The sequence below is a fragment of the Levilactobacillus enshiensis genome (genome assembly GCF_007115095.1).
Lineage (GTDB): Bacteria > Bacillota > Bacilli > Lactobacillales > Lactobacillaceae > Levilactobacillus > Levilactobacillus enshiensis.
In genome coordinates, this window is record NZ_SULH01000008.1 from 104,843 (window position 1) to 124,295 (window position 19,453).

General features: G+C 43.3%; 22 protein-coding genes. All 22 read right to left on the reverse strand.

Features of this window, described 5'->3' with window-relative positions; all coding sequences use genetic code 11:
• Window position 1 precedes the first annotated feature (1 nt).
• The 22 genes from coaD to FAY32_RS09650 all read right to left on the reverse strand — a co-directional run bounded on the left by coaD (window position 2) and on the right by FAY32_RS09650 (window position 19,453).
• Window positions 2-487 (reverse strand): pantetheine-phosphate adenylyltransferase, encoded by a 486-nt coding sequence (gene coaD, locus FAY32_RS09545; protein WP_143463210.1) that lies wholly within the window; start codon window positions 485-487, stop codon window positions 2-4.
• Window positions 484-1,047: a 16S rRNA (guanine(966)-N(2))-methyltransferase RsmD gene (gene rsmD / locus FAY32_RS09550; RefSeq protein ID WP_143463211.1), complete on the reverse strand. Its 564-nt coding sequence runs from the start codon at window positions 1,045-1,047 to the stop codon at window positions 484-486. Before rsmD ends, coaD begins: the two co-directional genes overlap by 4 nt.
• Window positions 1,044-1,331: a YlbG family protein gene (locus FAY32_RS09555; RefSeq protein ID WP_143463212.1), complete on the reverse strand. Its 288-nt coding sequence runs from the start codon at window positions 1,329-1,331 to the stop codon at window positions 1,044-1,046. The genes rsmD and FAY32_RS09555 overlap by 4 nt, the downstream gene beginning before the upstream one ends.
• Before the next feature lie 34 nt (window positions 1,332-1,365).
• Window positions 1,366-2,520 carry an FtsW/RodA/SpoVE family cell cycle protein gene (locus tag FAY32_RS09560; RefSeq protein WP_143463213.1) on the reverse strand — a complete coding sequence of 385 codons (1,155 nt, stop codon included), beginning with the start codon at window positions 2,518-2,520 and terminating at the stop codon, window positions 1,366-1,368.
• 264 nt (window positions 2,521-2,784) lie between these two features.
• Window positions 2,785-3,546 (reverse strand): DUF5776 domain-containing protein, encoded by a 762-nt coding sequence (locus tag FAY32_RS09565; RefSeq protein ID WP_143463214.1) that lies wholly within the window; start codon window positions 3,544-3,546, stop codon window positions 2,785-2,787.
• Window positions 3,543-3,947: a phage holin family protein gene (locus tag FAY32_RS09570; protein WP_158727576.1), complete on the reverse strand. Its 405-nt coding sequence runs from the start codon at window positions 3,945-3,947 to the stop codon at window positions 3,543-3,545. The genes FAY32_RS09565 and FAY32_RS09570 overlap by 4 nt, the downstream gene beginning before the upstream one ends.
• A gap of 35 nt (window positions 3,948-3,982) precedes the next feature.
• Window positions 3,983-4,180 carry a hypothetical protein gene (locus tag FAY32_RS09575; RefSeq protein WP_143463216.1) on the reverse strand — a complete coding sequence of 66 codons (198 nt, stop codon included), beginning with the start codon at window positions 4,178-4,180 and terminating at the stop codon, window positions 3,983-3,985.
• A gap of 14 nt (window positions 4,181-4,194) precedes the next feature.
• Complete coding sequence (locus tag FAY32_RS09580; protein WP_143463217.1) at window positions 4,195-4,563, reverse strand: hypothetical protein; 369 nt, start codon at window positions 4,561-4,563, stop codon at window positions 4,195-4,197.
• A gap of 10 nt (window positions 4,564-4,573) precedes the next feature.
• Window positions 4,574-6,988: a hypothetical protein gene (locus tag FAY32_RS09585; RefSeq protein WP_143463218.1), complete on the reverse strand. Its 2,415-nt coding sequence runs from the start codon at window positions 6,986-6,988 to the stop codon at window positions 4,574-4,576.
• A gap of 12 nt (window positions 6,989-7,000) precedes the next feature.
• On the reverse strand, window positions 7,001-7,225 hold the full coding sequence (locus FAY32_RS09590) for a hypothetical protein (protein WP_143463219.1): 225 nt from the start codon (window positions 7,223-7,225) through the stop codon (window positions 7,001-7,003).
• Window positions 7,226-7,227: 2 nt separating this feature from the next.
• Window positions 7,228-7,455: a hypothetical protein gene (locus FAY32_RS09595; RefSeq protein WP_143463220.1), complete on the reverse strand. Its 228-nt coding sequence runs from the start codon at window positions 7,453-7,455 to the stop codon at window positions 7,228-7,230.
• Entirely contained in the window at window positions 7,448-10,168 is a 2,721-nt protein-coding gene (locus FAY32_RS09600) for a hypothetical protein (protein ID WP_143463221.1), read from the reverse strand. The genes FAY32_RS09595 and FAY32_RS09600 overlap by 8 nt, the downstream gene beginning before the upstream one ends.
• Before the next feature lie 13 nt (window positions 10,169-10,181).
• The gene (locus tag FAY32_RS09605; protein ID WP_143463222.1) at window positions 10,182-10,544 is read right to left on the reverse strand and encodes a DUF6711 family protein; all 363 of its coding nucleotides are present in this window, start codon (window positions 10,542-10,544) and stop codon (window positions 10,182-10,184) included.
• A 12-nt stretch (window positions 10,545-10,556) separates the two neighbouring features.
• Window positions 10,557-16,271: a phage tail protein gene (locus FAY32_RS09610; RefSeq protein WP_143463223.1), complete on the reverse strand. Its 5,715-nt coding sequence runs from the start codon at window positions 16,269-16,271 to the stop codon at window positions 10,557-10,559.
• Between the two features lie 3 nt (window positions 16,272-16,274).
• On the reverse strand, window positions 16,275-16,625 hold the full coding sequence (locus FAY32_RS09615) for a hypothetical protein (RefSeq protein WP_225428328.1): 351 nt from the start codon (window positions 16,623-16,625) through the stop codon (window positions 16,275-16,277).
• Window positions 16,626-16,648: 23 nt separating this feature from the next.
• Entirely contained in the window at window positions 16,649-17,059 is a 411-nt protein-coding gene (locus FAY32_RS09620) for a DUF6096 family protein (protein ID WP_191988171.1), read from the reverse strand.
• A 75-nt stretch (window positions 17,060-17,134) separates the two neighbouring features.
• Window positions 17,135-17,449 carry an Ig-like domain-containing protein gene (locus tag FAY32_RS09625; protein WP_225428329.1) on the reverse strand — a complete coding sequence of 105 codons (315 nt, stop codon included), beginning with the start codon at window positions 17,447-17,449 and terminating at the stop codon, window positions 17,135-17,137.
• Entirely contained in the window at window positions 17,394-17,882 is a 489-nt protein-coding gene (locus FAY32_RS09630; protein WP_143463224.1) for a phage tail tube protein, read from the reverse strand. Before FAY32_RS09630 ends, FAY32_RS09625 begins: the two co-directional genes overlap by 56 nt.
• Before the next feature lie 13 nt (window positions 17,883-17,895).
• Window positions 17,896-18,270, reverse strand: a complete 375-nt coding sequence (locus FAY32_RS09635) for a hypothetical protein (protein WP_143463225.1) — start codon at window positions 18,268-18,270, stop codon at window positions 17,896-17,898.
• Window positions 18,251-18,802 (reverse strand): HK97 gp10 family phage protein, encoded by a 552-nt coding sequence (locus FAY32_RS09640; RefSeq protein ID WP_143463226.1) that lies wholly within the window; start codon window positions 18,800-18,802, stop codon window positions 18,251-18,253. Before FAY32_RS09640 ends, FAY32_RS09635 begins: the two co-directional genes overlap by 20 nt.
• On the reverse strand, window positions 18,795-19,136 hold the full coding sequence (locus FAY32_RS09645; protein WP_143463227.1) for a hypothetical protein: 342 nt from the start codon (window positions 19,134-19,136) through the stop codon (window positions 18,795-18,797). Before FAY32_RS09645 ends, FAY32_RS09640 begins: the two co-directional genes overlap by 8 nt.
• Entirely contained in the window at window positions 19,133-19,453 is a 321-nt protein-coding gene (locus FAY32_RS09650) for a phage head-tail connector protein (protein ID WP_225428330.1), read from the reverse strand. The genes FAY32_RS09645 and FAY32_RS09650 overlap by 4 nt, the downstream gene beginning before the upstream one ends.

Consider the following 19,453-nt stretch of genomic DNA (forward strand, 5'->3'; position numbering starts at 1 on the left):
GCTACCCCTCTCTTTCTAGACGAGCATTTAGCGCCTGGGCAACCACTGGTGGGACGAGCTTTGTCAAATCACCGCCAAAGCGGGCCACTTCCCTTAACAGGCTAGAGGAAACAAATTGATACTGGGGATCTGCCATCAAGCAAACCGTATCAATATTGGCATCCAGCGTGCGATTCATCCCCGCAATGCCCTGTTCATATTCGAAGTCAACGCTATTACGGAGGCCACGAACCAGCACTGTCGCATGAATCTCTTGCATAAAGGCTACGGTCAGTCCGTGCTCAATCTGAACACTCACATTTGGCAGTGTTGCCACACTAGCTTCAATAAAGGCCACACGTTCAGCCGGTGAAAAGACGCCCTGCTTAGACGTATTCTGACCGACTGCGATGACCAACTGGTCAAACATGCGACTTGCGCGCGCAATTAGGTCTAAATGTCCGTTGGTTAGTGGATCAAAGCTTCCTGGAAACACTGCAATTGTCATACCGTTTCACTTCCTAATGCATAAATAGTTAATTCGGTAATACCATAGTCCCGGCGTTCAATAAACGTAAAACCAGGCACATCGTCAGGTAATTGTGCCTTCTGATCCGTCTCACAAACGACCCGAGCGTCCGTAGCCAAGAGATTCAGCTCGCGTAGTTTGGTCATCTGGTCGACGATTTTCTGCTGCGCGTAAGGCGGGTCAAAGAAGACCAGGTTAAACTGATCCCCCCGCTGTGCTAATTCATCCAGTGCCCGATTGGCATCGCGTTTTAAAATGTCAAACCGTTCCGGCGCCTTCGTCACGGCTACGTTATCTTTAATCGTTTGAATGGCGGCATACTGTCGATCAATTAAAACGGCTTGGTCGATTCCTCGTGAAACCGCCTCGATACTAAGACCACCGGAACCCGCAAATAAGTCCAGACTCCGGCCACCATCAAAATACGGTCCAATAATATTAAACAGTGCTTCTTTGACTTTATCCGTCGTTGGCCGCGTTGCCATTCCAGGAACCGCCTTTAACCGACGGCCACCAAAATCTCCCGCTACAATTCTCATTCGTCATCATCCTCTGCTGCCGTTGTTGGGGCGACCTCTTCAGCGACCCCGTTGAACGTTTCACTAATTTCTGGGCGTTTTGATGCCACCACCCGTTTTACAAAACGTAGGTGATTCAATTGCTCTGTTAGGTCTGGAACAGCGTCACGGTTGACATACAAGACCACATAACGCATTTTTTTGGAGACGTACATCACTGTGCCATAACGTTTCAACTGCCGTGTCTGTTTCAAACTATAGGTATACACGATCAAACTCTGCCGTGGTTGAATTTCAAATGCCATTCGCTGACCTCCTAATTAAATTCTGTTTAGTCACCTAACGTGTCGCTCGATAGTGTTTTTGTCGGGCACTGATATTTAAGATAACGCCCATCACCAGCGCCAGTGTCCAGGTACTGGACCCTCCGTAACTGATAAAGGGAAATGTCACCCCAGTAATTGGCAACATGCCCAAAACCCCACCCAGGTTAAATAGGGTCTGAACTGTTAAATAAGTCGCCGCCCCATAACAAATCAAGGACTCGTAAGCTGAACTGCTGCGGATACCAACAAGTACTGTCCGCACGATGATTAAAAAGAGCAGTGTAATTACACCGAGTGCCGTAATCAATCCTAACTCTTCAGCTAGGATCGCCATGATGAAGTCCGTATTAGGCTCCGGCAAGTACCCAGTCTTTTGAATACTGTTGCCCCAGCCAACCCCAAAAACACCCCCATTACTGAGCGCATAATAGGAATTGACTAACTGCTGACCAACCGTTTGTGAGTGTTTAAATGGATTTATAAACGCCACAATTCGTTGTAGCTGATAAACGTTTTTAGCAAAACCCAGCTCAGACACTTTAACCACTAAGGGAAAGATCACCGCGACAACCAGCAAAAATGCACCGCCGAAAAAGGCGACCGCCCGATGCCAGTTAAAGCCACTCGCCAAGAGCATCACAAAGATAATGGCCCCATTAATCGTCGCCCCACCTAAGTCGGGTTGCAAAAAGATCAAGCCAACGATTCCCGCACAAATAATTACCGGTCGGAGCATCGTTACCCACCAGCCATTTTCCATAAGTTCATCCTGCCGTTGGTCAATCGCATTGGCGAGCCAGACAATGAGATAAAACTTAACAAATTCAGCGGGTTGAATCCCGATTGGTCCTAAACGAAACCAGCCAGCTGCCCCATTAATCGTCTGCCCGCGTACCAGTAGGAGCAGTAACGCTGCCAAGGCCAGATACCCAGCATATTTTAAGATTGTTTTGTCTCGTAACTTACGCAAGTTCATCTTAAACATGAAGGTCACGATGACCATCCCCAGCAGCACATAAATGGCTTGCTTCACCAAATAGCTTCCGGGACTTCCCCCATTTTGACTACCGATGTCGGCACTAGCCGAATACACCATTACAATTCCAAAGAGGCTGAGTACCAAGTATGGTACCAATAGCCAATAATCTAAATATTTTAACTTTTGCATACGTTTCAGTCGCCCCAAGCCTACCGCGTTAACGGCGATAATCGAATGTTTATATTATACTGATTTTGGGGTAACTTTAAAAGTATTAATACGTTTAAAACCTATTATACGGGCATTCTTAAATTTTCATATTCCTTGTTTATCATTGTTTATCACGTCTCTGTGGGAGATTCTGTGGGAGATTTTAAAAACTAAATGGGCAGCGTCAATACATGATACTAGAAAAAGCCACCCCATCCAATGCGGACAGAGTGGATTTTTCTGCTACTTAGTTTTCTTTACGTAGTCTGTGTTACTCGTGATGTACAGCCCATTAGCTAGTCTCAATCGTGTGATTTTTCCATACTTAGCCACACTAGCAACATCAAAAGTGGTCCCCGCCTTAAAGGTCGATTCTTTATTCTTAAAGGCTTTATCGCGGTACCGCGTGATACTCGTCTTAGCTTTTACCTGCTTGGCTGCTTTTAAATAGGTAGCCTTTTTTGCTGGTGTGAAAATAGAACCGCCAATACCGATCTTCAAATCCTTAGAAAATTGAGCCTTACTGATCCCCCACTTAGCTAAATAGCCATATGGATCCTGGTGGTCTCCCCAGATATTATCTGACACCCACTTGTGGGACTTAATTCCAGCTCCAGACTTATCTAGTGTCAGAGGAACACCATACTTCTTAGCATAGAACCGTAGAACCCATACATACCGTTTGTAAGACTCGTTAAAGCGTTTCTGACTATCAACGTGTGCCAACTCAACTTGGAACGGCGAATTATTATTAGCCACGGTCCCAGCACCGTAAGCGACATAACCTGGCGTCCCAACAATATAAATGCCTTGGTCATCAACAATAGCATGCGTATAAGCATTTTGCCAATGACCTTTCATATAAGAAGCTTCTCGCTTGCCCGAACCGAGTCCTTTGTTACTGTCATTCCCCGTGTCATGGGCGATGATATATTTGTGTAGTGCCTTGGCACCGGAACCTTGACTGGTACCTAACAAATACGTGTAATCAAATTTATAACTCATTTATCATCGCGTTCCTTTCCTGCATTTTCTGCCATCTTTTCAAACCGAGTCTTAAGAAATTCTGGAATTGGAAATCCCATGACTTCAAGGTTTTCAATAATGCTGATTGCATATTCGGCGATATAGAAAAGGACGACCGCATTTGAAATAGAATCAAATTGCAGAACGTCCAAAATTGGATATATCGTTAAAACTAGCAGCATAATCAGTAGATGTTTGGCTATGCCATATAGCCCCACCGAACTATCGGCCTTAACCTTAGATCGATGTGAAAATGATTTTACGATTCCTGTCAGCAAGTCGGCCATCACAGCCCATAAAAATACTTCAACTACCGGATTATTGACCATTTTTGCTGATGATTGTAAGACAAGTCCCCACCCAAAAGGTACTGGCGGCATTGCTATCATCCCCTTTTACTGTAAATTGAAAGCACCTAAGCTTCAGCTGTCGACGTATCACGCTTCGTGTCAGTCGTAGCTTCGGTTGGCGCCGTATCTGCCACATAATCTTCATTCGTAATCGTTTTATAGTCAGCAGCCGTAATGCCACCAATCATGCCAACTAACTTCTTTAGACCGTCCTTATCGATTGTTTTCCAATCGTTATACGCCCATGTATAAAGTTGAACCATAATTTCATCTCCTCCTAAACTTGCTTTTCAGTTGCGTTAGTAGCTTGCTGAATAGCTAAATCAGTCACCGCTTGCTGTACTTGAGCTAATCCTGTTTTCAAATCTGTCTGTCCCACAGCTAGTGTGGTTGCCGACGCCGTCATTTGCTTGCTAGTGGTCTGCAAAGATGTAATATCCTTTTGCATATCAATAGTATTCGATTCTGGTCGATTCTTTGGGTCCAGCAATTCTTTACTCTGAGAATCATACCGATACTTAGTCGCAAACCTTGCAAAATCCTTTACCCAACTATCCAGAATGAATACTTGCGTATAACCGTCTGTCTCTTTTAATTTATAGTCCGTTACATAGCCGTCAGCATCATATGTGATATAAATAAACATCTAGTCCCTCCTAACTCTTAATTTTTCTATCTACATATGCCTTCATTGTCGCAATCGCACTTGTTAAATCATTGGATGATACTGGCGTGATATATTTTCCATTCACTGGAATTGTGCCGTTGTGCGGATCAATCATGACATCCTTTCCGAAAGTATTTGGAACAAACCAAGGGTTCCAATTTCCAGAATTAATCATGATTCGATGATTTGCATAATCATCCCAATATTCAACTTGTTTATATCCTGCCGTGAACTTAACTGTAATCGTCGCATACATTTTTCCAGAACTATCAATTAATGCTGGAGCATGTAATGGTGCCGAACCGTTGATTGAATATGTTCCCGGTGAAAGATTATAAATGTCATCAGTTGCGGTTAAAATCTTTCCTTGATAGCTACTGGAATCAACCGTAGTGACAATTGGAGTGCTGGTTGCTCCCCATTTCACCATGTGATATGTGTAGCCACTCCAAGTAGTAAAATCTGCAATCCAAATATTTCCATTATTATCAGCCAACGTTGTGCCACGCATTGAGGTACCAGAAGGATTGTTGACTGCACTAGCATTAACATAGACTGTCCTAAATCCATTACCAGCAGACGATAACTTCGTAAAAAGGTCTTCACCAGCGTTTACCGCAAAGTACGGATTACCATCATCAGCAGTTGCCTTTCCACCCTTTTGCCAATTAGAAGTATCTGTAACATGTACGACTTTACTATCATCATTAGGTTCTAGTGTCCATGGCATACTAATTGTCTGCTTAGCTGAACCATCAGTAGAAATAATTGCGTGCCATTCTTCTCCATTTAATACTTTAAGGCTCAGTGAAAAAATCTTCCACGCACCAATAGAGTTGCCTGGACTAATCGTTCGTATCGTTAAGACAAAAGCTGATGCTGTCGGACAGTTGATCATAGTAGCAGCTAAAGTCTTCTGGTTAACATAGTAGCTTCTATCTCCTTCCAGCAATGTGTACAAATCTGTGCCACTGGGAAGCGGTATAGTCTGCGAGCTGGCAATTAAGTTTTCAAGTGCTGGCACATAGTCATGCTCTACATTGCCTTTCTCCAACATCATATTAGAAATGGTTAGTGTGCCAATAAAGCCGCTCCGTACATACATCCGCATAAACTGGTAACTGCTACTATTAATTGGTGCTTTCAATTTAACAGTAATTGAGGCATGCCCACTTTTCATACTAGAATTAGGTGTTACAGCCTCTGTATGGCTCATTCCTGTCGATTTAATCACGTCATAGCTTTGACCGACGATATAAGGGCCAAAATCGCCATAGGCTGTAGCATTCGTTGACCAGTCGAAATGCCAAGTTACAACGTCACCGGTGGTTAACCCCGAATTTGTTTCAGAAACAAAGCTGTACTTGTACAAATCAGGGAACGAATCGCCGCTACCTGCAAAGGAACCTACATACGATGTTTCGGTGCCAAGTAGGAGGTTCCGTCCTCCCACTTGGTCACCCCATTTAACACTATCAGAAGTAGCGGTACTAACTGCTTTAGTAACATCACTTTCAGTTGCATACTCGGTCATATCCGGCATCGGGCCTACTTTACCAGTCGGACCAATATCACCTTTATCGCCTTTATCACCCTTGAAGTCCCCAAGGTTAATCCATTGACCATTTGTATAGGAATAGAGCGTCGTCCCAACGAAATATAACTCGCCTTCGTTTGCCAACGCAGGCAATGACGAAACTTTACCTTTCATTCGAACGCTTAATCCCGGGTCACCCTTAACGCCTTGAACACCCTGCGGACCAATAATATTGGCAAAGAACGTAAAATTACTACCATTATAAAAGTAGACCTTGCCTCGGTCGGCGTCAGTGCCATTGACCAAAACAAAGTCTCCTTGAATTAAACTATCATCTGAATCATCATAGCTGTTCATAGCCGCAACGCTGCTGAACGTCTTAACGAACATCGGCCGATATCCCATTGAATCACCTCCTATCTCTTCGCCACCACTCGATTCGTCACTAGCTGACTTATGGAATTTAGGAACCACGGTCGGCGAAATGCTGATGGTATAAGCAAGTGGTGTATTAATATCCAATCCTTGAACAGTAACCTGAAATGGACCAGAGAAGGTAATATACATACCATCAGGGTAAACTAATTTCCAATTATAAATGACACGATTCCCGCTATTAGCATAAATCTTATTCCATGTTGGGCCCTTATAAACGACAGAGAATGCTAATGCAGTGGAATTGTTCATCCCTAAGTCATACTGTTGCGTTTCGTCACCAAGGTTTGTAACTTCCAACTGTTGCGGCTGTACACCAACCTCTGGCGTTGTTTTGACGTCAGCGACCTCAGTTGGGGCAACATCATCAGTTTTAGAATAAAACAATTTGGTTCCAGCAGAGGCCATTCCAGAAGAAGAATCAATTGCCAATACGGTCACCTCCTAAGCTGTCGTATATTTTGAAGTGAAGTCATCAATGAATGTATTTAAGTCAGCTTTAACGGTATCCATATTCTGCGTAAACAGATCTCGGTCAACTACCGTCATTTGTAAACTATTATTAGCGCCTTGAGGGCTGACATTGGCATAAAAGTTGGCAATCACCTTGCCATCTTCATTCTTAGTCGTCGCAGAAATGGTAAGAGCTTGTGTAATTGACAGTGCCATGGCTAAGCCTCCTTCTCTTCATCTGGAGAGACAACCTTATCTGCCGGTTTTGACTTTAACGTAGAATTTTCGTCCTTCAAGTTCTTATTTTCCTGTTGTAATTGAGCGGCAAGAACAGTTAGTTGCGCATTTTGTTTCAGCAGAGAAGCTACCTCATTCCCTGCATTAATACTAATTTGATTCATAATTAAATCTTTCTGGTCTACTTTTTGGTTCTGTTGTTCATTCATCCTTATAACCCTCCGCTTTTGCAATTTCTTTGACATCAACAGCCGATTTAACCAGCCGATCCTTTTCATATCCGCGACGCTTAGCTTTTATTTCCCAAACAAATGGTGCATTTGGTTGATCACTTTGAACAGTAAAAAAGGTCTCATCACGTGATGACACCCAAACATGATTGATACTATACGACTGAAGAAATACTTGATACGCAATAGCTGTATTTACCGTATCCCCAAACAAAGCTTCGATTGGCACAATAGCTTTACCGGTGTCGTCAGTAGCAGCTTCTCCGATGTCACCTAGATAGCTTTCTGCAGTTTCATACGCTGGAGTGGCACGTACACCATCGCGAGTAACATGAATGGCGTTTTTAGCTCCCAGAGTACCAAGCTTGCCCATAAGAAGAGTATCTCCATATACTTTTGTTGCACCAGTTATAGAAGCCTTTCCAACTATATCAACAATTGGCCCCGCTTGAGTCCCATTGCTAATCGTTATTCCCGCAAAATCAGTAATACCATCTCCTTTATAAACAGTAAGGGAAATAGGAGCATTACCTTCAGAATCAATAACTGATGAATAATACGGATATGTCGCAACCGAGAACCCGGATTTTTCGAAGTGAATATTGGGATGGAACACACTTGCTTTACTGGTAGTAAAACCATATTCTAAATTACTTTCAAATGTATCCTTACTAATCGAAAGGCTTGATACTTCGTCAATATTCAGCGTTCCGCTTGTCACAATTGGATTTTCAACGGCTAAAACAATTTTACCCACGGATTGGAAAACTAAATTAGGTATATCTGTATTCAAAGTATGCCAACCCAACCCAACTTGTCCTGCCATTTCTGTATCTGTGGAATTTTTAAAGTAATTCAGCCCACCATTCGTAAGAGTTACAACACTTCCGGACTCACCTACAGACGTAACTGTACCTTTATCAATATCAATATTAAACTTATTGGAAGCATTCTTAATATTTCCACTTTGAAATTCTACTTCTCCAGTTTCAAGATTGAGACTCAAATTTTTACCTGACAATATTCCAGCAGTAATGTTATTTGCGTTCATGTTAATTACATTAACTACATTGGCATCCAATATACCGGCCGATAGCTTACTTGCCGACAAATTTTTAATTGCTGCGTCTGGAATAAAGGCACTCCCAGAGAAAATGACACTTGGTGCGTCCAATAGAATCTTTCCAGACTGGATTAACGTTTGCCCTGCCTCAACATTCAACTGAGAAATAACGTTCCCTTTTGTAACACGCAAGTTAATATCATTCGTCAGCTGTGAGATCTTACTATTGTATTCGTCAGTCCCAATTTTACTTTGAAGCGCATTTGCATTCGTACTTGCCAATTCATTGGCTTCATCAGCAATCTTTCGAGCAGAAATGATGTCATTTTGTGCTGCATTAATTTTTTGTTCTATTTGAGCACCAGTCAAATCGGAAACTACTAACATCCATTGCCCATTACTGTAAATATAAAGTGACGTGCTGGTACTCCCTGTCTTATACCACAGATCACCTTCATGCGCAGTTGCTGGCGTTGTCGGCGTGTAGTAGGTATAAGTTCCTGTCGAGTTCAGACGTTCAGTAATATCCTTAATCGTTTGCGTTAAGGAACCGTGATAATCCCAATTAGTCGGTGAGGTAACCGTTTCTCCTGTACTCGATACGGCGCTTAATCCGCCCGAAAAAGTCAGCGTATAGCTATTATTAGGAATAATAAATTGGTTACCCTTGGTGTCAAATACAGTTAACCAGTCACCTGCTTCTACCGCAGGATTTCCAAACCAATTCAACGTATAGGGAAAGTACTGAATCTCCTGTAAAGCACCCCAAATATTATTCAAGATACGATCATCAATAAAATCACTCTGTAAGACCAACTGAGAACCAGAAGTTTTTCCAACATGCAAAGTCGTATTGGATGTTGCTGTATCACTCCCTGTCACCTCCGTATTTGTGGCGGAATAATCTGTCGTCTCGGTTAGCGGATTGACTGTAATTCCTGAAATTGTATAGGCATTTTCATTTTTAGTGAGTCCCTGGAATTCATAGTTGCTCGGTTCCACTTGGTAATTATTCTGATTAATATCTCTTAAGCAAAGCTGACCATTGCGGTCAAAAGAGGAAAAACCTGGAATTAACATTGCTAATAGCCCTAACGCTACCCGATAAGTTTTACCATTTGGCAGGGACTTAATAGTAATGTTAGGAAGCTTTGCAAAGTTACTTTGATTAATAGGTACGCCTGCTTGATTGGCAATATCCAGTGCCATAGCAGACAGTGTAGTTGGCACTATAACCTTAGGACTATACATCCCTTCAAGCCAACACATACCATCGACAGCGGTGATTGAAGTCAACTGATTATTACGATCCATCGTAATCTCACCATCAACATAGAAGACACCCAATGGCGCATACTCAAAGCTCTTATCTGGTAACTGAATACCAATTGAGACCGTCACTTTATCCTGCGCTTTAATTCCTTCCACTAGATTGGCAAACGAAATTTTGACAGAATTTTCAAAAGTTGACCCAATCCCCATTTGTTCGCCAGTCATTGCAGCAGAATTATATTCCACAGAAACCATGTCGTCCGCGGTAAATGACCTATCGCCAACTGTTGCCTTAACTGTTAGGACACGATCATCACTTGCAAATGCCCGATTAAAAGCATCAGATTGCTTTAACACTACATATCACCCCCTACTGTTCAATAATGTCGAAACTTAACCCCGACCACGTATACTTTTTCAACTTATCATTCCAGCTATATGCCGGTGATGTTCGATCACCTACGTAAAAGGTCTTAGTGACCATACCGCCAGCTTGTGCATCAAGATATGTTGCCTTGAAAAAAGGATCTTTAATCGCTTGTAGAATCTTACTGCATTCCACATCTGACAGAGGCCCCCATTCAATTGTTAGCTTTATCTTCGATGTAATTCGATCACGACTCATTCTTCCTGCTGCATTACGAGTCGACTTACCATCAATATCATTAATCGTCCATGAGTAGCTTTTAGGAAGGGGCATGGTGGCCCCGTTAAATGCCAGATAATAACTCACCGCTTTCACTCCTTAGAGGTTCAACATATTCTTACCATTTCTTTGATTGACCTGATTGATACCACGAATTGCGTGTGTACCCAACGTCTCATCACCAATCTTGACAGTGATTTCAATTGGTTCACCATTTTTGTTCTGCATTGAAGAAGGTTTATTGTCCATGGCCATCATGACTGCATTTACAACAGCCTGCTGCATACCAGAGATGCCATCACCTTGTACTGAATTCATTCCACTAGTTGCTGGTAAATTCATACTTGGTGCTGATAAAGCAGTTGGCATTGTCACCTTACCTGTAGGGTTCAAATGCATATAACTTATGGCCTGCTGAATTAACTGAATTGCCCTTTGCGGTTGACCCAATGGCAACACAATCTCTGGTGAGCCGCCTTCAGCTAAGTTATAAAGTCCTTCTTTATCAACTAAGCCACCATTGCGGAAACCATCAAAGAGATGATTTAAGCTAGAAAAATCAAAGTCGCCAAATAAAGAACTGCTAGAACTAGGAGCTGCTTTCTTTTTCTTCTTAGCCGTCACTTTGTTAGCAAAATCTTCAAGCGCCTTTTTGATGGTGTCGACAGCCCCTTTTTCGGTCATGTCAACGCCACCTTTGGCGACTCCCAAACCGGCTCCTGTAAGATTTCCAAAGCCAATATAACGACTTGCTACAGTCTGAATTACCCTCAAGGGGTTCTTAACGTCATCCCAAACTGAACCAATAATTCCAGCAACCGATTCAACCACGTCACTTACGGTATCAAAAATTCCAGAACCAAAATTGTTTAGACCAGAAAGGTCAAAATCAAATTTTGGCATATTCAGCTTAGGAATTTTAAAATTAAATTTCCCAATACCAGATTTATAGTGCGGAATTGAACTTACTGTATCCCTAGCACTTTTAATCTTGGTTCCAGCTGGCAGGTTGACCATCAAGTTACGAACAGCAGGGAAGATTCCTTGCTTTCCATTGGGTAGCTGGTAGCTTTCACGATAGTTACCACTTACCTCATCGTTGACCATCGCTAACCCGCCATGGTGATAACCACCTTGAGCGAATCTAGGAACATTCCAATGACTTAGACCCCCAGTACCAGCGCCCACGTGACTAAGAATCCACTTCAAACCATCAATAACACCATTAACAGCCTTTCCAATCGTACCAACAATGGCATTAGCAATTGCTCTTCCAGCGCTGACAATACCATCAATTCCCTTACGCAATCCACTAGCAATGTTTCCAGTTAGCTTACCAGCACGTTTCTCCAAAGCTCCGAATGCTTTAATAGCTTTATCATGAACGGCTGTGTAAATGGTAGAACTGGCTTTTTGCATCTTACCCTTGCCAGCAGAGACCTTATCGTGAATATAGCCGCCAATCCCTTTCGCTTTATCACTAACGGTCTTGAAAGCATCTTTTGCTTTGCCTGACAGCCAACTATGAATATTGGAACTGGCTTTAGACATTTTGCTCTTACCAGCGGTTACCTTGTCACCAATAGACTTACCAAGTCCTTTAGCCTTATCACTGACAGTCTTGAAAGCGTCTTTTGCCTTAGTGGACAACCAGCTATGAATATTGGAACTAGCCTTTTGCAGTTTCTTTTGACCAGCACCAACTTTATCATGAACGTCAGCACCTAAAGTCTTTGCTTTAGACTTTACTGCATCGAAAGCCTTCTTGGCCTTTCCAGACAGCCAATCATGAATATCAGTGCTTGCCTTAGTGAGTTTCTTTTTCCCTGTCTGCACTTTGTCATGAATGCCCTGACCAATGTCTTTAGCCCAGTCAATAGTATCTTTTAAGCGAGCTTTGCCCCACTTAACGATATTCTTGCCAGTCTTTGTATCCTTCAGGAACCAAGTAGCAATGCTACCCACAGGATTTAGAATGAATGAGGCAATCTTACCCCAATTCTTTTTAATCCAAGTAAGTGCATCACCAAGCCACTTAGTTACAGCTTTATAGATGTTGTTGACGAATTTACGAAACTTCTTGTTGTGCTTGTACAATTCAACAAATACAACAACAACTGCTGCGATTGCGGCTGCAAGTAAAACATATGGGTTAACAGCCATAACAGCATTCAATGCTGCTTGTGCTCCAGCCGCTAATTTTCCCCAAACAGACCAGTTTTTTATACCTTTAACCACGTCCACAATTACTGCACCGCCAGCTTTAAGCTTAGACCAGCTGATTTTTGCAAGTGCCCCAGCATATTTAGCTCCGGTCTTCACTCCCGACCAACTTAAAAGAGCTAATTTCTTGGCATAACCTGCTCCTGTGCTTAACTTGGACCATGTAATTGCACCCAATTTTTGAGTATCTTTTACAAAGTTTTTCCAATTATCCACCGCTAGAACCTTGACGACCTTGCCAATGTTCTTAATGGATTGGAATCCTTTTTTAAGATCGGAGATACCCGTCAACTTTCCAAAGAATTCACTCAATAGATGTTTGTTCTTTGAAAGCATTGTTGCTTTATCGACTAACTTTCCTACCAAACTTGTTCCTTTTTCAAAAGAAGAAGTTCCAACTTTAAACGCAAACAGCCCAAGTAAAACTTTTGCAAATGCTTGAACTGCTTTTTGATGCTTATTAATCCAAATGGCTAATCCGTTTAAAGCTTTTGAAATGCCCTCAATGGCGCCAATCCCTGACCCACCCGTAAAACTAGCAATGGGCTTAAGAAAGGTATCAAAGAGAGCCTTGCCTAAGGGTGCCAAAGCTTTCAAGACGGAATTAACTACTTTAATTGCTGCTGATAACAAATCGAAGAAAGCTGGTAAAGCTTTGGTGATTGTGAAATTAGCTAATGGCAACAGAACGTTTTTATAGCCCCAATCTAGTGCATCCCATACGGTCTTATTCAATCCACGAATCGAATTGAATAATCCTTTAATGGAATTTAACAGTGGCCGAAAATCCAACTTCTTAGACCAAGTAACTGTTGCATCAGCCATATCTTTAATATGAGCTAACACATCATTGATAATTCCGAGAATTACATGGAAAATAGATTGTCCCGTTTTGCCAGACTTCCATGCCTTGTCTAATCCGCCCGCGAGATTGCCAATCACCTTTCCGACGTCTTTTAAGATGTTCAAAATATTATTGAAAATCTTAGTGCCTAAATTAGCTTGATTCCAAGCTTTACGGAAAGATACCACCATGTCGTCAGCAAACTTAATAATCTTATCAAATGCATTCAACCAAGCGCTGAACAGTTTAGTTCCCGTATTCCCTTCAGTCCACGCTTTACGGAAAGAATTAGCTAAACTAGCAATTAATTTATTTAGGTCTGTAAATAGCTTCAACAAATGGGCAGCGATTCGTTCGCCAGTTCCATCGTTCCAAGCTTTTCTGAACGATTTACCAACTTCATTTAACACTTTGAGTACAGCATCTAATGCATTGAAGATTGACCGAATATACTTGGTCCCAGCACCATGATCTTCCCAAGCCTCAGCAAACGTCTTGGCAATATCACCGATGATTTTCAAGACTGTCTGCAAAAGCTTTAGAACATCTTTGATAGCACGGACACCAATACTGCTATCCCAGACAGTCATGAAGGAATGCCCAATATCGCCAATTAATCGTTCTACTTCTTTGAGAGCATACTTAAAGGCATCGATAACGCCTTTCCCTTCACTAGACCAGGCTTCTTTAATTGGTTTAAAGAGGTCTGCTAACACCTTTTTAAACTTTTCAGCCGCCGCCATCGCACCACCAAACGCCTGTGTTGGACCAGCTAAAGCGTTGTCCACTCCGTCTGGAACATAACCTAAATCAGACGCATTCTTGGTAGCCTCTGGCGTATACGTCTTAGTCTCCTCTGGTGTAAACGATGCATCCTTAGTTGGAGTAGCCGTATACTTCTTAAGAGTATGTTGCTTGGCAGTTTTTGGTGTGTAATCAGGAATATCTTTACTGAGGTCTAATGTGTTAATCTCATCGAATCCCATCAGAGAATTCTTGTAATCTTGGTATTTCTTCTTCAGTTCAGCAATTCGTTTCTTCTGAGCGTCATTCTGTTTCTTAACCGCTTCGGCTACAGCTTTATTGGAAGCTTTGATTTTCTCATTGGCGGCCTCAATAGAAGCCTTACGTTTCTCATTAGCCGACCGAATTTGAGAATTCTGATCTTGAATTTCTTTGCGTCGTGCTGCATTCCGCTTCTGAATCGCTTGGTTTTCCTTCTGAACAGCTTGCTGCATCGACCGGTTGTGCGCGGTAATCGCTGCGTTCTGCTTCTGAATAGCTTTTGTTGCCTGACTAGTTGCATTCGAAGCATCACCCATTGCTTTAGTTTGCTTATAAAGGCCTGCAGCACCACTCCGAGCGGCACTATTACTCATTCCGAATAGAGCCGCACTAAATTGAGCCAGCCAACCAGTTGCCTTAGCAAGGGTACTCATGAAGCTATCCAGCCACGGAATAATCGTTTCGTACAACGGATAAAAGGCCGTCATCAGGTTAGCTTTAACTTGATTCAAACTATTACTAAATTGACGGTCACTCTTAGCCGCGTTCAACAACCCTTGACTAAACTTCTGAATGGCTTCAAATCCAATTCCCCACACAATAAATTGTGCCGGCAATGACCGTAGTCCTTGCTTCAATTCAGAAAGTGAAGACTGAGCCTTCCGTGAACCACGACTCAACTTATTCATTGAGCTAGAACCGCGGCTGCCCACCTCACCTAATCTCGTGATTAAGCTACGGGAGTCGCCATTCAATTGTCGGAAGGAACGAGACAGACGTGACAGACCAGTAATTCTACCCAATGCACTCATCATGCTACGAATACGACTCGCCGTGCCACTGAGTTTGCTACTCAATTCAGTGAACGATTCTCGTAGTGTCCGCGTTCGCTTGGTTCCTTCACCCAATTCAGTATCTAAGCCGCCCATTGCATGTTTTAACTCACCAGAACGGTCTTCCAATCGACCATATTGGTTGTTCAGAGCATCGCTAGTATCAATCAACTTTTGCATTGCAGAACGTTCTTTTTGAATTCGTTCCCCAATGGCGCGTGATTGATCTGTTTCAATGGAAGGTTCTGCATTAAACCCTTTGGCAGGGTCATACTTCATAGCATCTTGTTTGGCAATCTCTAATCCCTTAATCTTACGGCGCAGAGATTCAATCTTACCTTCATTTTCGTCCATGCCATGAGCAATCCGTGTGAGTTCAGTTGGAATTCCAGCCAGTTCAGCTTTGAGTTCCTGTGCCAGAGCTTTCGCTTGGTTTTGATAGCGTGTCATTCGGGCTTCAGCACTAGCCGCCTGCTCATTGATTCGTGAGGCTTGCTTGCCATCACCAACATCGAGAGCATCACGTCGTAACCCTTTGAGGTTCATCATGCGTTCCTCAGCAGCACGAGCAGATTCCATTTTAGAATTAATGTCGCTGACCATCGCACTAACATCCTTCATCGTACTGGTCTTCATGCGGCTTACATTCGTTGACAGTGCTTTTACACCCTTACTAGAACCGCCACTCAAAATGTCGTCGAACTTGTCCATGAATGCTTTAGTCCGATCATTCATTTGCTGAATCTGGTCTAAGACTTTTTCTTGTCCCTTTGAAACGTCCATATCTTTCTCAGAACTACCGTTAATCTTGCTGAAGAAGCCTGAAAACTTTCGTTGCATGGCGTCCAGCTTAGGCTGAATCTTCTCAGTATTGACATCGAAGATAACCTGCAAAGTTTCTAAATCCATCGATTACTCACCTCCTTCTTTGGCATTTCGCGTATTCCGAATACGCTCAGCCTGTTTCATGAATTCCAGTTGGTCTTTCTTCCACTCTGGCAATTCTTCTTGTGGTTCAGCTGACTGTTGTTCATCAGTGAAGCCATACATCTTTTCAACGCTTGGCATCTTGTTCGGTTCATTCATCGCAAAAGCAATCAGCTCAGACAGTTTATGATCCATCACTGCCCGTTCCTTTAATGCGTCCAGATGCCGTTGCCGGTTGGCTTCCGATTGAACGATAATCTCACGAATAGTTAAGTCCCAATATTCATCAGCTCCAATTCCAGCTCGTACCGCTGGTTGGTACATATCTGTTAACATTTCTGAGACCGTATCGTAGGATTTTACAGGCTCGTCTCGTCGTCCGTTTCTGCTGGTTTCGTGTCCAACGTTACTTCTTTCGCCGTAACCTTCTTGGTCGGCTTGTTCTTGCTGCCAAAAAAACCTGATTCATCAAATAGGGAAGACAGTTCGATAAAGAGGTCCATCGGTGAGTTGCCTTGATTCAAGTAATCTTGGAAGGCTTCCACCATATCCTTGTCAGTAATACCATGGTTCTGGTTAGCCCCTTGCAACACAATCAGAATTTCATTCGAAGGTGGTAACTTCATTCCGCCATCGGCATTCATAAACAGTGACATGACAGACTTGCCTAACCGCTTTTCAATATTTAAAACTGCCCGACCATTCAGCTTAAGATTTAAAGCCAAATTGCCCAGTTGAAACTTCTTACCCATACTCGTTACCTTTGCCATAATTAAATTCCTCCATATTAAAGGGCCGCCCCGTTAAGTACTGTGAATTTCATAGGCGACCCATTTTCTATTCTTCTAAGCTGCTTCAGTGACTGTGATATCAGCCGTTGCTGTTTTATCACCAACAGTTGCTGTGATTGTAGCGTCACCAGCTTTAATTGCTGTCACAGTCCCGTCAGCAGTTACTGTGGCAATCGTATCGTCACTAGACGTGAAATTAACCGACTTATTTGTCGCGTCAACTGGCAGCACCGTGGCTACCAATGCAGCGGTCTTGCCAATCTCAATTGAAATCTTAGATTGATCAAGGGTTACGCCGGTCACCGCAACTTCACTAGGCGTTACTCGCCGCCGCACCAGTGGTTGGGGAATCGCTCCAGTTTGGCCCATCAGAGATAGTAACCGTTAAGGTGTAAGTCAGTGCCCCATTGACAGCAACTTCACCAAATTGAACCGTGAAGGAGCCTGTAAACGTGCTACTCATTCCATCTGGATAAGTGACCCGCCAATTGTATTGCTTCCGGTCACCAGCTTTGGCATGCACTGCATTCCAAGACGGCCCTTTGTACTGCACAGAGAAGGCTGCGGTAGTCGCTGCTTCAATCCCTTCAATCTGCTTAGCACGAGTGTCAGACAGCGTTGTCACATCAACCTGTTGTGGTGCCCCACCTAAGGCTGGAATGGTCTTAACGTCAGCAACCGCCTTAAAATCAGTTGCACCCGGTTCGGCATATTCCAACTTGGTCCCAGTGGCAACCAATCCTTGAGCTGAATCAACAGTAGTTGTTGTGTCAGCGAATCGTTGTAAATTTAATGTTTCCATGTACTTTTCCTCCTTATCGTGCCTGATAGACACGCTTAAATTGATTATCAACAATACCAGTTAACGTAATGATTGAGCGATTAAACCCAGCCTGATTAGCCTGCTGAACACTCCCAGCAAACCCAATCTGCGAAAACTTATCCGTAATCTCATCTGTGATTGCCGTCAAACTACCTTGCTGCTTAAAGACATCAATAGTCACCGTCCAAGACGTATCCGTTTCGACATTATTGGCGTCACGATTGAAGGGTGACCGTTTTGTTTGGTAAATAGCTGCCGGAAAAATCGTAATTTTATCAGGATACGCAGAATGGACTGCCTTTACCTCACTGATTTCTTGCAAAATTCGTGCGACATCTCGATTGACGTTATAAATCGCCAAGCTCATTCAGTCCCTTCTTAACGTGTGCTTTAAGAACATCGATACCATCTTCACCAGCCTTTTCGATAGCTGGTCCCATGAATTGCCGTGCCGGTTGCCCGTTTGTCCGGTAGAATTTCTTCCCACCAATCATAATCAGCGGCATGCCATAAACCGCGTTCAAATCGGTGTCTACTTTGTCGGCCGGAATGAACCACGCGTGCTGTGTGTAGACGGGATTAACGCCCTCAGGAAGCTTCTTAGGCGATGCTTCACCAACTAGTCCAGTTCCTAATTCACGATAGACGGCGACTGGATCATCAGACCACAAGCGACCAACCACGTGCCCGTCGGTATCCTCCATAACTTCATATTTCAATGAACTCGCAAGCTCGCCAGAACTATGCTTCATGGACGACTGCAACTCGCGAACGGCTGCCTCATCTGCCATTTGAACGATGTCAAAGTTGGCATCCCATAGAGCGTCATGTAACTTATCCGGCATGACTTCCAGCTTATGCATCAAGCTGTCAGCCCCTTTAATCACAACATCACTCATGGTTCACCTTCTTAGCGAGAATGATGAGATGGTCTGAATACGTCGTAATCGCGGTGATTTTATAATCCGGCTCTTTATCTGCTGACACGTTTAAACAGAGGCCCGCGCTCTCGTCACGGCCCTCTTGAATTTCGTTGCCTTGATACATGATCGATTTCATATACGTCAGCTCTTCGCCATAAATCGCCGCATTAACAGATCCACCGGCTGGCTGAACGTTAACCTGAATGGAGATGGCTGGCCCCCAATCATGGGTCACATTAGCTTCATCATCTTCAACTTCAATACGGCGTTTTAAATAGACCGTCTTCAGGGAACGTCGCGCTAGTCTCATGACATCCCCCTTAGAGTCGCTAATCGGTAACGACGCAAGGGCTTCTGAATCTCCTCAGGGATATCAGTCACAAAGTATCGACTAATATTACCTTCGACACGTTCCGTCTCACCCTCAGTATCCAGTCGGTTATAAGCAACCACCGTCAGTTGCTTAGCATAAACGGCCATCCGACCAACTAATTCATCGCGATGGGTAAAGTCTAAAACATTTGCCACCGCATCATCATATAGCTCATCAACCAGCTGAGACTCCGTCGTATTAGGCGTCACACCTAGCCGCCGAAGGAGTCCTTCGGGTGTCGTGTTATCCGCCAT

Bases quoted from the DNA above. Each gene is read 5' to 3' on its own strand.
- FAY32_RS09555 (WP_143463212.1), bottom strand. From the start codon at position 1,331: ATGGCATTTGAAATTCAACCACGGCAGAGTTTGATCGTGTATACCTAT.
- FAY32_RS09580 (WP_143463217.1), bottom strand. From the start codon at position 4,563: ATGTTTATTTATATCACATATGATGCTGACGGCTATGTAACGGACTAT.
- FAY32_RS09640 (WP_143463226.1), bottom strand. From the start codon at position 18,802: ATGAGTGATGTTGTGATTAAAGGGGCTGACAGCTTGATGCATAAGCTG.
- FAY32_RS09560 (WP_143463213.1), bottom strand. From the start codon at position 2,520: ATGCAAAAGTTAAAATATTTAGATTATTGGCTATTGGTACCATACTTG.
- rsmD (WP_143463211.1), bottom strand. From the start codon at position 1,047: ATGAGAATTGTAGCGGGAGATTTTGGTGGCCGTCGGTTAAAGGCGGTT.
- FAY32_RS09570 (WP_158727576.1), bottom strand. From the start codon at position 3,947: ATGCCGCCAGTACCTTTTGGGTGGGGACTTGTCTTACAATCATCAGCA.
- FAY32_RS09645 (WP_143463227.1), bottom strand. From the start codon at position 19,136: ATGAGACTAGCGCGACGTTCCCTGAAGACGGTCTATTTAAAACGCCGT.
- FAY32_RS09630 (WP_143463224.1), bottom strand. From the start codon at position 17,882: ATGGAAACATTAAATTTACAACGATTCGCTGACACAACAACTACTGTT.
- FAY32_RS09625 (WP_225428329.1), bottom strand. From the start codon at position 17,449: ATGGGCCAAACTGGAGCGATTCCCCAACCACTGGTGCGGCGGCGAGTA.
- FAY32_RS09620 (WP_191988171.1), bottom strand. From the start codon at position 17,059: ATGGCAAAGGTAACGAGTATGGGTAAGAAGTTTCAACTGGGCAATTTG.
- FAY32_RS09650 (WP_225428330.1), bottom strand. From the start codon at position 19,453: ATGGCGGATAACACGACACCCGAAGGACTCCTTCGGCGGCTAGGTGTG.
- FAY32_RS09635 (WP_143463225.1), bottom strand. From the start codon at position 18,270: ATGAGCTTGGCGATTTATAACGTCAATCGAGATGTCGCACGAATTTTG.
- FAY32_RS09595 (WP_143463220.1), bottom strand. From the start codon at position 7,455: ATGAATGAACAACAGAACCAAAAAGTAGACCAGAAAGATTTAATTATG.
- FAY32_RS09575 (WP_143463216.1), bottom strand. From the start codon at position 4,180: ATGGTTCAACTTTATACATGGGCGTATAACGATTGGAAAACAATCGAT.
- FAY32_RS09590 (WP_143463219.1), bottom strand. From the start codon at position 7,225: ATGGCACTGTCAATTACACAAGCTCTTACCATTTCTGCGACGACTAAG.
- FAY32_RS09610 (WP_143463223.1), bottom strand. From the start codon at position 16,271: ATGGATTTAGAAACTTTGCAGGTTATCTTCGATGTCAATACTGAGAAG.
- FAY32_RS09615 (WP_225428328.1), bottom strand. From the start codon at position 16,625: ATGTTAACAGATATGTACCAACCAGCGGTACGAGCTGGAATTGGAGCT.
- coaD (WP_143463210.1), bottom strand. From the start codon at position 487: ATGACAATTGCAGTGTTTCCAGGAAGCTTTGATCCACTAACCAACGGA.
- FAY32_RS09565 (WP_143463214.1), bottom strand. From the start codon at position 3,546: ATGAGTTATAAATTTGATTACACGTATTTGTTAGGTACCAGTCAAGGT.